The organism is Polaromonas sp. SP1 (assembly GCF_003711205.1).
GTDB lineage: Bacteria > Pseudomonadota > Gammaproteobacteria > Burkholderiales > Burkholderiaceae_C > Polaromonas.
In genome coordinates this window covers 3154689-3169298 of sequence record NZ_CP031013.1, presented here as the reverse complement: position 1 = coordinate 3169298, position 14610 = coordinate 3154689, and the positions used below count along the sequence as shown (strand labels likewise).

At 64.4% G+C, this 14610-nt stretch carries 10 protein-coding genes; 6 read left to right on the top strand and 4 right to left on the bottom strand.

All coding sequences use genetic code 11. The annotated features are described in order from the left end of the window. Positions 1-250: 250 nt before the first annotated feature. Both DT070_RS15080 and DT070_RS15075 read left to right on the top strand, forming a co-directional pair. Positions 251-1582, top strand: a complete 1332-nt coding sequence (locus tag DT070_RS15080) for a collagen-like triple helix repeat-containing protein (RefSeq protein ID WP_164483764.1) — start codon at positions 251-253, stop codon at positions 1580-1582. Positions 1583-1603: 21 nt separating this feature from the next. After that, positions 1604-3298 (top strand): ShlB/FhaC/HecB family hemolysin secretion/activation protein, encoded by a 1695-nt coding sequence (locus DT070_RS15075; RefSeq protein WP_122956140.1) that lies wholly within the window; start codon positions 1604-1606, stop codon positions 3296-3298. 6 nt (positions 3299-3304) lie between these two features. On the opposite strand, the gene DT070_RS15070 is transcribed toward DT070_RS15075, so the two are convergent. Beyond that, positions 3305-4969, bottom strand: a complete 1665-nt coding sequence (locus tag DT070_RS15070; RefSeq protein WP_122956139.1) for an alkaline phosphatase family protein — start codon at positions 4967-4969, stop codon at positions 3305-3307. Between the two features lie 234 nt (positions 4970-5203). Here DT070_RS15070 and DT070_RS15065 point away from each other — a divergent pair, with 234 nt between their 5' ends. Then, positions 5204-6223: a BLUF domain-containing protein gene (locus DT070_RS15065; protein ID WP_122956138.1), complete on the top strand. Its 1020-nt coding sequence runs from the start codon at positions 5204-5206 to the stop codon at positions 6221-6223. A 154-nt stretch (positions 6224-6377) separates the two neighbouring features. Then, positions 6378-7022: an endonuclease III gene (gene nth, locus DT070_RS15060; RefSeq protein ID WP_122956137.1), complete on the top strand. Its 645-nt coding sequence runs from the start codon at positions 6378-6380 to the stop codon at positions 7020-7022. Positions 7023-7042: 20 nt separating this feature from the next. Here the strand turns inward: nth and DT070_RS15055 are convergent, their stop codons facing one another. The 3 genes from DT070_RS15055 to DT070_RS15045 form a co-directional block, all read right to left on the bottom strand. Further along, entirely contained in the window at positions 7043-8164 is a 1122-nt protein-coding gene (locus DT070_RS15055; protein ID WP_122956136.1) for an ABC transporter substrate-binding protein, read from the bottom strand. A gap of 83 nt (positions 8165-8247) precedes the next feature. Next, entirely contained in the window at positions 8248-9225 is a 978-nt protein-coding gene (locus DT070_RS15050) for a tripartite tricarboxylate transporter substrate binding protein (protein ID WP_122956135.1), read from the bottom strand. Positions 9226-9298: 73 nt separating this feature from the next. Further along, positions 9299-10519, bottom strand: coding sequence for an alanine--glyoxylate aminotransferase family protein (locus tag DT070_RS15045; RefSeq protein ID WP_122956134.1), 1221 nt, complete (start codon positions 10517-10519; stop codon positions 9299-9301). A 115-nt stretch (positions 10520-10634) separates the two neighbouring features. On the opposite strand from DT070_RS15045, the gene DT070_RS15040 reads away from it, so the two are divergent. Together DT070_RS15040 and DT070_RS15035 are read left to right on the top strand one after the other, a co-directional pair. Further along, positions 10635-11336 (top strand): GntR family transcriptional regulator, encoded by a 702-nt coding sequence (locus DT070_RS15040; RefSeq protein ID WP_122956133.1) that lies wholly within the window; start codon positions 10635-10637, stop codon positions 11334-11336. A 70-nt stretch (positions 11337-11406) separates the two neighbouring features. Continuing rightward, positions 11407-14523: an FAD-binding and (Fe-S)-binding domain-containing protein gene (locus tag DT070_RS15035; protein WP_122956132.1), complete on the top strand. Its 3117-nt coding sequence runs from the start codon at positions 11407-11409 to the stop codon at positions 14521-14523. Positions 14524-14610 lie beyond the last annotated feature (87 nt).

The window sequence follows — 14610 nt, the reverse complement described above, 5'->3', positions numbered from 1 at the left end:
ACCTGAATACATGGTCTTAAGACCTAAACAACGTTACCGATTTGTTACCCCATGTGGCACACGTGCCGGTAACACCGCTCAAAAATCACATTTTTAAAAGTAATGATTTACTACTCTTTTGAAAAAAAGTGAACACAAAGAAGCTTTTTTGTACTTACTTTCTGTTACTGGATAAGAGGAAACCCGGTGACCCAAAAAGCGGGCCTGCAAATTGCCTTAACAGATGCCTCAACCAACAGCGGAGGCTTCCATGTCCAAGATTCATTCTCTCTCTCAATTCTCCGGTAAACGCAGCGTGATTGCTATGGCGGTTTTCAGTTCGATACTTTTTAGCGGATGCTCTGCCACCGGCAGTCTGGGTCTTGATTCAGACACGGCTTCCGGCCGCTCTGCAGCACGCAGCACTGGCACCGGCGGCGGCGGCGGTGTCACATCGGCACTGGCCGCGACTGGCGCCATCGGCGATGGCGTTTCGAACATTGTGAGCAGCAGCGGCAACCTTGTCAGCAGCCTCGGCGACACCGTAGCAGGTGTGACCATGCCCGGCATGGACAACGGCGTGATGCAAGGACTTGGGGGCGTGCTGCAGAACACCGGCTCGGCCGTCGATGCGCTGGGGCAAAGCACCGCAGCCGGCCTGGGGCAGATCGGCGACCTGACCACCAACCCCATCGGCACCACGCTGGCTGGCGTTCCCAATGCCGTTGAATATGTGGGTGCGGCAGTCGGCAGCGCCGGCGGCGCGGTGAGTTCGCTGGACAGCGGCGCACTGGGCATCCTGCAACCAGTGACGGACCCCACAGGCGCGCTGGTCACCCGCGTCGGAGAAACAGTCACATCCATTGGCACACAGCTGGGTACGGGTATGCAAAACCCTGTGATTGAGCGCGTGACCAACTCGACCAGCACCCTCATCAGGCCGATTGCAGAAACCGTGATGTCCACCACCCAGGCTGTGGGTGACACCACCGGACTGGGACAGCCCGTGGACGGACTGCTGGTGCGTGTGGGCGGTGCAGTTGACAACCTGGGTGACGGCCTGACCGCCACGAATCAACCTGTCATTGCTGAAACCGGCCAGCTCGTGAGCGCCGTGGGCACCACCGTGGCAAGCCTGGGCGGCGCGGTCAATGCGCCGGCCGGCAGCGGCGGCGTCAGCAGTCCCCTTGCGCCACTCTCCAGTGTTGTGACGGGCATCACCGGCGGACTGGGCGGCACAACGCCGAATTCGCCGCTCGCACCAGTGACCAATACGGTGTCCGGCCTTACCGGCGGTTTGACCGGCGGCGGAACGCCGGGCTCGGTACTCGCACCCGTCACCAACACCGTGTCGGGCCTGACAGGTGGCCTCAGCGGCGGCACGCCAACTTCCGTGCTCGCGCCAGTCACCAACACCGTGTCGGGCCTGACAGGCGGCCTCAGCGGCGGCACGCCAACTTCCGTGCTCGCACCAGTGACGACGGTGGTGACCAGCGTCGTAAGCACCGTCACCACGACAACCGGTGGGGCCACGGGCTCCACGTCCGGAGCAACCACACCGGTGGCCAATCTCCTGGGGGGCATCACAGGCCTGATCCGCTAAGCAGTACGGGCCCCGCATCGCATGCCCGTACGGCAACACCCCGTTGCCCCCGCCGTCTGCCTGGCAGCGGTGGGGCTTTTTTACCCCTTCGCTTCGGCCCAGACGCCTGGCGGCAACCCGATCGACACCTTGCCCGTGCCGCAGTTGCCGAGTGAGCAAAAGGCCGACCCCAGCATCACCATCCTGCCTTCGCAACTGGAGGCGCAGCCCCGCCGCAGCCTGAACGTCACACCGCAACGCTTCCAGATCGAAGGCGTGCAGTCCATTGACTTTGACGAGGTTGCCGGGCTCTTCAAGCCGCTGGCGGGCCAGACCGTCACCGTCGCGCGGATTGCCGAGGTCAGCCGTGAAGTCACCGCGCTCTACAAGCAACGCGGCTATGCCCTGTCGTTTGCCTTTGTACCGGAGCAGGACTTCAAGGACGGCGTGGTCCGCATCGTGGCGGTCGAAGGCTATGTGGCCACGGTGAAGATCGAGGGCGACCCCGGCCTGGCCGAAGCCAAGCTGCGCGAGATTGCCGTTCACCTGCAGCAAGACAGGCCGCTGCGCCTGGCCAGCTTTGAACGCTACACCCAGCTGATGGCGCAAATGCCCGGCCTGCGGGTGGAGGCCAGCGCGACGCCGCCCGCCACCACCGACGGCGCAGGCACGCTGCTGCTGAAAGTTGTGCGGCAGCCCTACCTGGTGGCGCTGGCCACCGACGTGCGCGGATCCCGGCCGCGCGTCGTGGCCACCGGCGTCCTCAACGACCCGTTCACCGGAGGCAGCCGGCTCACCGCCTCGACGCTGATAGGCGCGCTCAAGGGTGAGCACTTCGGCGCCGCCAGCTATTCGCAGGTGGTCGGCAGTGAGGGCCTCACGCTCAAGGCGGAGATGTCGATCTACCGCGGCAACCCCGACGCGGCGCTGGACACGCCGCCGCTGATCCAGCGCGAGACCGACTACAAGCGGCTCGAGTTGTCGGCGCAATACCCGTTGATACTGACCCGCAGTGAGAGCCTGTACCTGAGCGGCGGAATTTACGGCGTGGGCAACGCGGACAACTACGCCAACCCCGCCAACGGCGTGATGCTGACGGACGAGGTCAATGTGCGTGCCGTGTATGCCCAGGCCAGCTACACCCACGCTGATGACAACCAGGCCCAAAGCCTTTCGCTGCGCCTGACGCACGGGCTGACATCGCTGGGTGCGGGCAGCAGCATTCGTGCGAATGTGCCCGGCCCCCTTCCCACCAATCCGGCGCGGCTGGACTTCACACGCCTGCTGGTGGAGGGCAGCCAGCGCAACCGCTGGGGCAAGAACTGGGGCACGGCCGTGACCGCCCTGGCGCAGTACACCCCCCACTCGCTGCCGAGTACGGAGCGCGTGTCCTTCGGCAGCAGCAAGTTTGCCCGCGCCTATGCCGCCGGTGAAGTGTCGGGCGATTCGGGCTGGGGTATCGGCCTGGAGGTCAACCGCAGCTTTGCGCTGGACACCCCCTACCTGCGGCAGGTGAGCCCCTATGTGCTGCTGGAAGGTGCGCGTGTTACGACCAAAACCGGAACCTTCAGCCCCTCAAAGCTGTGGTCGGCCAGCCTGGGCGTGCGCATCTCGGACAACAAGTACTACTCACTGGATGTCGCCGCGTCCAAGCCGCTGGGCGATGCCTCGCCGTCCAACCCCGACCGCAAGATCAGGTTGAGCGCACTGGTGAGCTACAACTTCGGCCAGCCCTGAAAGGACTTACAGGCCAGGCAAGGGCAGCGGCTTGCCTTCGGCCGACGAAGGCGGCGCAATGCGCAGCACGCGTGCGAGCGTGGGGGCGATGTCCACCACCTCCACGCGCGCATCCACACGCCCCGGCTTTACCCACGCGGGCCCGTACACCAGGATGGGCACCTGCGTGTCATACGGATGCGGCGAGCCGTGCGTGGCCACCGAGTTGCCGAACATCCACCCGGGCTTGAGCGCGTACTGCACGTCGCCCGACACATCGGCGTGCCATGACTTTTGCATCTGCGCAAAATGCGGCGCGCCGGCGCGGCTGCCGCTGGCCAGCTCGCGACGGGTATAGGCCGCGGCAAAGCCGGGCTCGGCCATCAACAGCGTGCGGGTTTCTTCGGCCAGCGCGTTGGCGTCTGCCTGTTTTTGCGCGATCAGGGTTTTGTTGAAGAGCACGCTGGAGCCTGAATAACCTGCCGCCCATTTGCCTTCACCAAAGCGTTTCTCAAGGCCGGCGTTCACGCGCGCCAGCACCTGGCCGCCGTTGACGCGCCCGGCCTCACGGCCCTGGCTGGTGTTGTATTCGGGAGACGGCATGAAGCCGTGGTCGGCGGTGAGCACCACCAGGTAGCTGTCTTTGCCGATGCGGGCGTCCAGGTCCTGGAAGAAAGCCTGCAGCATGCGGTCCAGCTGCAGCAGGTGGTCATGCGACAGGCGCGACTCGGCGCTGAAGGCGTGGTTCACGTAGTCGTGGCCCGAAAGGCTGACGGAGAGGATGTCAGGCGTGTCGCCCTGCCCGAGCTGTTCGCCGGCAATGGCCGCACGGGCAAAGTCCAGCGACATGGCATCGACATACGGGCCGCGCAGCAAGGAGGTGTAAAACCGTGCGCCCGGCGCCGCATCGCCTGGCGCGCCGTACAAGGCCGGCAACCCGCCCCCAGCAGGGCCGTACCATTTTTGCTGGTCGGGCACCGAGCGCGCATACGCGGCTTCAGGCAGCAGCGCTTTCCACTCGGCCTTGAAGTAACGGTCGGCCGGCTTGGCTGCATTGAAGTTGTCGACCCAGGCCGGGTGTGCCGGCATGTAGTGCGTGCTGGAGGCAAACTGCCCGGTGGCGCCCATGTACATATAGGCAGTGCCGGTCTTGCCCGCGGGCAATATCGCGCCGCGGTCTTTGCCTGAAATGCCGATCACCTTCGAGCGCTTGTCTGCGCGCCGCAGCACGTCGCCCACGGTTTCGGCCTTGAGGTTTTTCGGGCTGGTGCCGTCCAGCGCCTGGGTGGCGTGGCCGATGTAGGTGGCCGAGGTGTCGCTGGTGCAGTACACCGGCTCGGCAGTGAGCGGGTCACGCCAGTCGTTGCCGATGATGCCGGTGCGGTGCGGATAGGCGCCGGTAAGCATGGTGGCGTGCCCTGCGGCTGTGACGGTAAAGGCGTGGCCGTAGTGCGCGTTGGCAAACCAGGCGCCGCGTTCCAGGAAGCGCGCGAAGCCGTCAGGCGCGAGCTGGTCGCGGTAGTCCAGCACCTGCCGCTGCGGCAGGCCGTCGACCACCAACAGCACCACCAGTTTGGGGCGCGGCGCAGAGCCCGGCGCACTGGCCGATGTATCCGGCGCACCAGCGCAAGCGGCCAGCAACACCGCCGCAAAAGTGCAGATGGCGAGTCGTAAAAATGTGTGTGCTTTCATGAGATGGATGCTAGTGGACTTTAGGGTGATGCGAGACCGGTAAACACCCTTGCACGTCCACCGTTGCTGAACTTTAGTTTTCGTAAATCGACGTGCAGTAACTAAAACTTCGCCACTCGCGCACTTGCAAAAAAATGTTGCGCACTTTTTGCAGATGCATTTTTGCCACTATTCACAAGCACCTTTCCTGTGCAGAGATTGACGCGGATTTTGCTTCTGGGGCAGGATGGCCGCATGGTGAACAGCGTAGCGCCGTATGTGGCGTCCCCGGGGCATGTTGAAGTCGAGCGTGTCGTGACGGCCAGCATCTGCCACATCCGCGAAGGGATCTTCTCGCAGATGGAAAACATCCGCGCCGCCTCACTGCAAAACAACGCGATACACGACATCCGTGCGGTGCTGTTGCACCAGAGCGGCTGGTTCCTGCACTGGATGGAAGGCCCGGCGCCATCGGTGCGCGGGCTGCTGCAGATTCTGGCCCACGACCCGCGCCACCATTCACCGCATACCTTGCACACCAGCCGCGGCCGGCGCATCCTGCCCACGCCGTGGTCCATGATGATGTCGCAGGCCACCGAATCGGCTGTGCACTTCGGCCGCCGTGTGATGACGCTGCGCGAGCAGTTTGACAAAGGCACGCAATACGCGCCCTCGTCCGTGCTGCGGCGCCTGTCTGCGCCCATGCAGCTGGCGCAGGCGCAAGGCCTGGCCGACCCGGAGGCATTTCACCGCGTGGGCATCGCCGCCGCCGGCGGCAACGAAGCCTTCGGCATGATCGCGTGGCTGGCGCAGCGGACAGGGGGAACCGTGGCCAGGCGGCGTTTTGCCGGCGAGCAGGACATGGACGGCAACAGCGAGTACGTCGAGTTCATGGAAGGCAACCACCCGTGCCGCATGATCGCCGTGGCCCGCAACGGCCTGGCCCACGGCCTGCGCCGGGCCTTTTTGCCCGACTGGCCGCATTTTGTGATGCTGTTTTGCGGCGCACCCAAATTTGACGATGCATTCATGGCCCGCATGGTGGCCGCCTGCGAAGGCCTGCCGGTCACGCCCACGCTGCTCGGCATCGCGCCGGACGCCGCCACCCACGTGCGCATGCAGGGCATGGCCGCAGAAGCCCGCCTGGCGTATGCCGCAGCCAGCACCGCCCAGCCCAACGACTGCAGCGCCATCTGGACGGCCGTGCACGAACAGCTGCAGCGCGCCGGCGAGCCGCCCAGCTCGGTGTGGGACGTGCCGCGCATGGTGGCCTGAGACTGGATTGCTATTACTTTAATAGCGCAATCCCCAGGTGGATATTGGGCTAGAGCCCGATTTCTTGTAAATTTCTGAGGGGCCGGGTGACAAGCCGGTGACGGGCGTGTGGCAAGCGCCGCGCGCGCCGCCATGCGCCGATACACTGCGGAGCATGAAAAAAGAAGCGATCGCCCCATTCTTCGCCACGCTGAAAGCCGCCAACCCGATGCCGGTGACGGAGCTGGAATACACCAGCGTGTTCGAGCTGCTGGCTGCGGTGCTGCTCAGCGCCCAGGCCACCGACGTGAGCGTGAACAAGGCCACGCGCAAGCTCTACCCGGTGGCCAATACGCCACAGGCGATTCTTGATTTGGGACTGGAAGGGCTGGAGTCGTACATCCGCACCATCGGGCTGTACCGCACCAAGGCCAAAAACCTGCTGGCCACCTGCGAGATCCTGGTGAAGCAGCATGGCGGCCAGGTGCCGCGCACACGCGAGGCGCTGGAGGCCCTGCCCGGCGTGGGCCGCAAGACGGCCAATGTGGTGCTGAACTCGGCCTTTGGCGAAGCGGTGATGGCGGTCGACACGCACATCTTTCGCGTGAGCAACCGCACGGGTCTGGCGCCCGGCAAAAACCCGCTGGAGGTTGAGCTGGGCCTGCTCAAGCGCGTGCCCACTGAATACCTGGTGGACGCGCACCACTGGCTGATCCTGCACGGGCGCTATGTGTGCATTGCACGCAAGCCCCTGTGCTGGCAGTGTGCGGTGGCGCCCTGGTGCGACTTTGAGCCCAAGACGCCGATGCCGGCGGCTTGAGGCTCTAACGGAGCCGGCCCTTAGCGGGCGAAGGTGCCGTCTGCGCGGATCATCGTCAAGTTAACGAAACGCGAACCCAGATTGCTCTGCTTGCTGTAGGTCAGCGCAAAGCCGCCCAGGTCTTCACTGGTGAAGCTTTCCAGCGTGCTGATGAGCTTGGCGCGCGTGATGGGTGCCGGCGTCTTCTGCAGGGCGCGCACCACCAGCTTGGCGTTGAGGAAACCTTCCATGCTGTTGTAGCTGAACTTCTTGTCGGCAGTGCCGGAGATCACGGTCTGGTATTCCTTCACGACGGCGTTGCCCAGCTCGGTGAAGGGGTAAGGCACGACTTGCGAGACGATGGTGCCGGCGGCCGGCTCTTTCAATTCGGCGTGCAGGCCCGACGAAACGCTGAGCACCATGAACTGTGCGCTCGCACCCTTGGCCTTGTAGGCCTTGATGAAAGCCGCATTGGGCTTGGCCTGGGCGATCAGCATCACGGCTTGCGGCTGTGCGGCGGCGATCACGTCCACCGCCTTAGCCACGTCGACCGTGCCGCGCGGCACCGGGGCCACGGCGGCGGGCTTGGCGCCGCGTTTTTGCATGGCGGCGTTCAGTGCATCAAGGCCTTCCTTGCCAAAAGCGTCGTCCTGGTAGGCGACGGCGATCTTGTTGATGCCGATGGTCCAGGCGTGGTTGACGGCCGCTTCGATTTCGTCGGTGGTGCTGGCGCGCACATGGAACAGGTTGGGCACATACGGGTCGCGCAGCGACTTGGCGCCGCTGGTGTTGCCGATCTGGGCGATGCCGGCGGCCTGCACGATGGGCACGATCTTCAGCATGTTGGCCGTACCGCGAAAGCCCACCAGCGCCACGGCGTTCTGGTCGATCAGGGCCTTGGTGTTTTCAGCAGTCTTGTCGGGGTTAAAGCCGTCGTCCATGCTGACGAGCTTGATCTTCTCGCCGCGGATGCCGCCTTTTTTATTGATGTCGTCAAAGTACGCGTTCATGCCGCGCACGTAGTCGGTGGTGAGCGCGGCGCTGGTGCCCGACAAATCGCCCGAATGGCCCAGCACGATGTCGGCGGATGCGACCGAACTGGCGAGGCTCAAAAAAAGAGCAGCCAGCAAACCGCCGGCCTTTGAAAAAGAAACAACTTTCATGAAACGAATCCCTACCCTCTTGGTTAAAAAAACTGCTATGAAAAAGCCGGCTCGAGGCCGGCCTGTACATTCGGCGCGCAGTGTCAGCCGTCAACCCTGACCTTGGCCTCTTGTGCCACCTGCGCCCATTTTTTTTGCTCTGCCTTGATGAAGGCGGCAAATTTTTCGGTGCTGCCGCCGCCGTCTTCGGCGCCGTACAGCTCCATCTTTTCCTGCACATCGGGCATGGCCAGCACCTTGTTGACGTCTTCGTTCATGCGCTGCACCATGGCGGGCGGCATTTTTGAAGGGCCCATGAGGCCGTACCAGACCGTGGCCTCAAAACCGGGGAAGCCGGACTCGGCCATGGTGGGCACGTTGGGGTGTCCCTTGGCGCGTTTGAGGCGCGTCTGCGCGATCGCAATCGCCTTGCCGCTTTTCACGTGCGGCGTGGCCGAGGTCATGGTCTCAAAGCAGTAGTTGACCTGCCCGCCGATCAAATCGACCAGCGCCGGGCCGGAGCCGCGGTAAGGAATGTGCAGCGCAAAAATTTTCGCCTGCAGCTTGAACATCTCCAGCGCAAAGTGCTGGGCCGAGCCGCCGCCTGCGGAGGCAAAGCTGATCTGGCCCGGCCTGGACTTGCACAGCGCGACCAGGTCTTTCACGGTTTTGGCGGGCTGGTCTGCATTGCAGACGAGCAGGTTGGGCGTGACGCCGACCATGCTGATGGGGACGAAGTCGCGCTCGGCGTTGTAACCCAGCTTCAGGCCCATTGCAGGCGCCAGCGCATGGCTGTTGATGTGGGCCATGAGCAGCGTGTTGCCGTCGCCGGCCTGCTTGGCCACGTAGTCGGCCGCGATCACACCGGCTGCGCCGGCCTTGTTTTCAATGATCACCGAGGTGTTCCACATGGTGGAGAGCTTTTGCCCGACCACGCGCGCCAGCGCGTCGGTGCCGCCGCCGGGCGGGAAACCCACGACAATGCGCACCGGCCCGCCGGGCAGGGTTTGCGCCCTGAGCATGGGTGACGCCACCACGGCTGCCGTGGCCGCCGTTGCGCTGATAAACGTTCTGCGTTGCATGGTTTCCCTCCTGATGGGTGAATTTAAATAAGCTCGGTGACAGTTTGAAGTGGGTTGCCGTTGGGTGTTGTTATCAGGCCGCCTTGCGCTGCGGCACCACCGCCGCATGGCTGGAGAAGTGGTCCATCGCGGCCTGCACGCCCGAGCCCGCCAGCTTCACGCCGGCCAGCTTCAGGCCCATCTCGCAGCCGGAGAGCGCTGCCATCAAGGTGAGGTCGTTGCAGTCGCCCAGGTGGCCGATGCGGAACATGCGGCCCTTTACCTTGCCCAGGCCGGTGCCGAGCGAGCAGTCAAAGCGTTCATAAATGATCTTGCGCACCGCGTCGGCATCAATGCCTTCGGGCGTCATCACACCGGTGAGCACGGGTGAGTACACGGCCGCGTCGGCGCACTGGATCTGCAGGCCCCAGGCCTTGACCGCCGCGCGCACGCCCACGGCCCAGCGCTGGTGGCGGGCAAACACGGTTTCCAGGCCGTGCTCCAGCAGCATGTCGCAGGCTTCGCTCAGCGCGTACAGCAAGTTGGTGTTGGGGGTCGACGGCCAGTAGCCGGTCTTGTTCATCTCGATGATTTCGTCCCAGGCCCAAAAGGCCTTGGGCAGCGTGGCTTTTTTGCTGGCTTCGATCGCCTTGGCGGAGACGGCGTTGAAGCTGATGCCGGGCGGCAGCATCAGGCCCTTTTGCGAGCCGCTGATGCTGACGTCGACGCCCCATTCGTCATGGCGGTAGTCGGCGGAGGCCAGGCCCGAGATCGTATCGACCAGCAGCAGCGCCGGGTGTTTGGCCGCGTCCATCGCCTTACGCACGGCGGCGATGTTGCTGGTGACGCCGGTGGAGGTTTCGTTGTGCACCACGCAGACAGCCTTGATGCTGTGCTGGGTGTCGGCTTTGAGGCGCTCCTCAATCAGGGCGGCCTGCACGCCGTGGCGCCAGATGTCGGCGCCGGGGTAGCCGATGACTTCGGTCTTCAGGCCCAGGCGCGCGGCGAGCTTTTGCCACAGCGCGGCGAAATGGCCGGTTTCATACATCAGCACGTGGTCGCCGGGGTTGAGCGTGTTCGACAGGGCGGCTTCCCAGGCGCCCGTGCCGGAGGCCGGGTAAATGATGACGGGCTGTTTGGTCTGGAAGATCTTCTTGATGTCCGTCAGCACCTTCAGGCCGAGCGCGGCGAATTCGGGGCCGCGGTGGTCAATCGTCGGCAGGCTCATGGCGCGCAGGATGCGGTCCGGCACCGGCGACGGGCCGGGAATTTGCAGGAAGTGGCGTCCGGTGGGATGGAAATCAAGCGTCAACATGGCGGGGTGCTCCTGAAGTAAGCCCCTATTTTTTGCATACAAAATTCATTTGTCAATAGACCAAAGGGTTACAGTTTGATTTGACACCTGGGTTTTTTGCATACAAAATTTCATCATGGCTGCAGAAATCATCCCCATTCCCCGCGCTGCGCTGCATGAACAGGTGGCCCACCGGTTGCGCCAGATGCTGGTCGAAAACCGCATTTCGCCGGGCGCCAAGCTCAACGAGCGTGAACTCAGCGAGGTCCTCAACGTCTCGCGCACGCCCCTGCGTGAGGCCATCAAGATGCTGGCCGCTGAAGGCCTGGTGGAGTTGCTGCCCAACCGCGGCGCCATCGCGGTGGAGCTGACGGAAGCCGACGTGCTCAATACCTTTGAGGTCATGGCCGGGCTGGAGGCCCAGTCCGGCGAGCTGGCCGCCCAGCGCATCACCGACGCCGAGCTGTCCGAGATCAAGGCCATGCATTTTGAAATGATGGCCGCCTACACGCGCCGCGACCTGCCCAGCTATTACCGGCTCAACTCCGCCATCCACAGCGCCATCAACGCCGCCGCCAAGAACCCGGTGCTCACCAGCACCTACACGCAGGTCAATGCGCGCCTGCAGGCACTGCGCTTTCGCTCCAACCAGGACGAAGAGAAATGGAAATCAGCCGTGAAAGAACACGAGCTGATGGTTCAGGCGCTGGAGGCGCGCGACGGCGCGGCCATGCGCGAGGTGTTGCTGCGCCACCTGACCAGCAAGCGCGATGTGGTGGTGCAGCAGCTGCGCGCCATCAATGAGGCGAACACCGCCACGAACACCGCCAAGGCCTGAGTCTTGCAGACCGGACCTGTGCCGGCTTGAATCCCGACAACTGATAGCCCCACATAAAAACGACGCCGCGATGAACGCTCCCCTCCCCCTCAAGATCACCCGGCAGACCGCAGCCCAGGCCTACGACGACGTTGCGCGCGTGAGCAATGAAGTGGCAGGCCGCCTGGCCGCGCGGCTGGCCGCCGAAACGCAGGGCGAAGTGCTGTTCTCGCCCGCAGACCGGGGCCGCTACGCCACCGATGCGTCGATCTACCAGGTCATGCCGGTGGGCGTGTTTGTGCCGCGCTCTACAGACGACGTGAAAACCGCGCTCGACATCTGCCGCGACATGCAGGTGCCCATCGTGCCGCGCGGCGGCGGCACCAGCCAGTGCGGGCAAACCGTAGGCACGGGCCTGGTCATCGACTACTCCAAACATGTGCGCAACATCCTCGAGGTCGACCTGAACGAGCGCACCGCCGAGGTCGAGCCCGGCATCGTGTTGGACCACCTCAACGCTTCGCTCAAGCAGCACGGCCTGTGGTACCCGGTGGATGTATCGACCAGCGCGCAGGCCACGCTGGGCGGCATGGCGGGCAACAACTCCTGCGGCAGCCGCAGCATTGCCTACGGCAACATGGTGCACAACGTATTGGGCGCCACGGCCTGGCGATCCGACGGCAGCCTGCTGGAACTGGGGCGCTACGACACGGCCGGCGGCGCGGCGCGCGAGCTGGGCGACTACGTCAAGGCGCTGTCTGACCACTTGAAACCCGAGCTGGAGGCGCACTGGCCCAAGGTGATGCGCCGCGTGGCGGGCTACAACCTGGACATCTTCAACAACCAGAGCGAAAAGCCGTACACGCGCGACGGCTCGGTCAACCTGGCGCACCTGCTGGTGGGCAGCGAAGGCACGCTGGCGCTGACCAAATCGCTGAAGCTGCGCCTGTCTGAATTGCCGCGCACCAAGGTGCTGGGCGTGGTGAACTTCCCGACCTTCTACAAAGCAATGGACACGGCCCAGCACATCGTGCAGCTGGGCAACGACGGCACGCTGAGCGCTGTCGAGCTGGTGGACCGCACGATGATTGAGCTGTCGCTGCAAAACCCGGCCTTTGCGCCCACGGTGCGTACCGCACTCATCGGCCAGCCCGATGCGATCTTGCTGGTGGAGTTTTCAGGCAACTCCAAGGCCGAGCTGGCGCCCAAGATCCGCCAGTTGGTCGAGCTGATGGGCGACCTGGGCCTGCCCGGCTCGGTGGTCGAGATGATCGACGACGCGCCGCAGAAAAACCTGTGGGAGGTGCGCAAGGCGGGCCTGAACATCATGATGAGCCTCAAGGGCGACGGCAAGCCGGTGAGTTTTATTGAAGACTGCGCCGTGCCGCTGGAACACCTGGCCGAGTACACCGACGCACTGACCAACGTGTTCCGCAAATACGGCAGCAAGGGCACCTGGTATGCGCACGCCTCTGTCGGCACGCTGCATGTGCGGCCCATCCTGGACATGCGCCGCGAGGGCGCCGCCAAGATGCGCGCGATTGCCGAAGAGGCCTCGGCCCTGGTGCGCCACTACAAGGGCGCCTACAGCGGCGAACACGGCGACGGCCTGTGCCGCGGCGAATGGATCGAATGGCAGTTCGGCCCGAAGATCAACGAAGCCTTCGCACAGATCAAGAATTACCTGGACCCGCTCAAGCTGCTGAGCCCCGGCCGCATCATTGACCCGCCCAAAATGGACGATACCCGGCTGATGCGCTTTCCGCCCAGCTACAAGGTCATCCCGATCAGGACGGCGCTGGACTGGACCGCCTGGGACGTGCAGAACGACCCGGTGACCGAGAAGACCAGCGCACCGGGCAGCGGCGGTGACCCGGCCAACGGCTTTGCCAAGGCCGTGGAGATGTGCAACAACAACGGCCACTGCCGCAAGTTCGACGCCGGCACCATGTGCCCGAGCTACCGCGCCACACGCGACGAAAAACATCTGACGCGCGGCCGCGCCAACACGCTGCGCCTGGCGCTGTCGGGCCAACTCGACGGCCTGAGCGCAGAAGACGCCTTCACCAGCGAAGCGGTGCAGGAGGCGATGGACCTGTGCGTGGGCTGCAAGGGCTGCAAGCGCGACTGCCCCACCGGCATGGACATGGCCAAGATGAAGGTGGAGTTCTTGCACCACTACAAGGCCAGACACGGCCACACGCTGAAAGACCGGCTGATCGCCGGCCTGCCCGACTACGCGCACTGGGCCAGCCGTTTTGCGCCGCTGCTCAACCTGCGCGACAGGATCCCGGGCCTGGCGGCCTGGAGCGAAAAATTGTTGGGCCTGTCAGCTCGCCGCACGCTGCCGCAGTGGCGCAGCAACACCTTCTGGACGCAGCTGGAGGCATCCGGCGAGCCCGGCGCGGCGCCGCACGGCCGCATCCACACCGCCAGCCGCGACGAAGTGCTGGCCGCCACCCGGCCGGTGGTGCTGTTTGTCGACACCTTCAACGGCTACTTTGAATCTGAAAACGCGCTGGCGGCACTCAAGGTGCTGCAGGCCGCCGGCTACACCGTGCATGTGGCCGCCAAAACCGCACCCGACGGCAAGAGCCTGTGCTGCGGCCGCACCTATCTGGCCAACGGCATGGTCGACAAGGCCAAGGCCAAGGCGCGCGAGGTGGTGGGCGCCCTGCTGCCCTTTGCCGAACGCGACATTGACATCGTCGGGCTGGAGCCTTCCTGCCTGCTGACGCTGCGCGACGAGATGCTGGTGATGGGCCTGGGCGACGCGGCGCAGACCATCAGCCGCCATGCGCTGCTGCTGGAAGAGTTCCTCGCGCGTGAGGCGGCCGACGGCAAGCTCGAAATGCTCAAGGGCCGGCTCAAGCCTTCAACGCAGCCCATCCTGCTGCACGGCCACTGCCACCAGAAGGCCTTTGGCGCGGTCACGCCCATCATGGATGTGCTCAAGCTGATCCCCGGCGCCAAGCCGGAGCTGATCGAATCCAGTTGCTGCGGCATGGCCGGCAGCTTTGGCTACGAGGCCAGCCACTATGAGGTGTCGATGCAGATGGCCGAGCTCAGCCTGCTGCCGGCGGTGCGCAAGCAGCCCGATGCGATTGTGGTGGCCGACGGCACCAGCTGCCGCCACCAGATCAAGGACGGCGCGCAGCGCGAGGCGGTGCATGTGGCGGTGTTGCTGGCGCGGCAGTTGCAGGGTTAGCGCGCCAGGCGTATTGAACGCCCGCAAGAGGCCGCTTGCTATTGTTTCAGGAGCATGCAGCCCACGTATTTATTGGGCTTCAGGCCA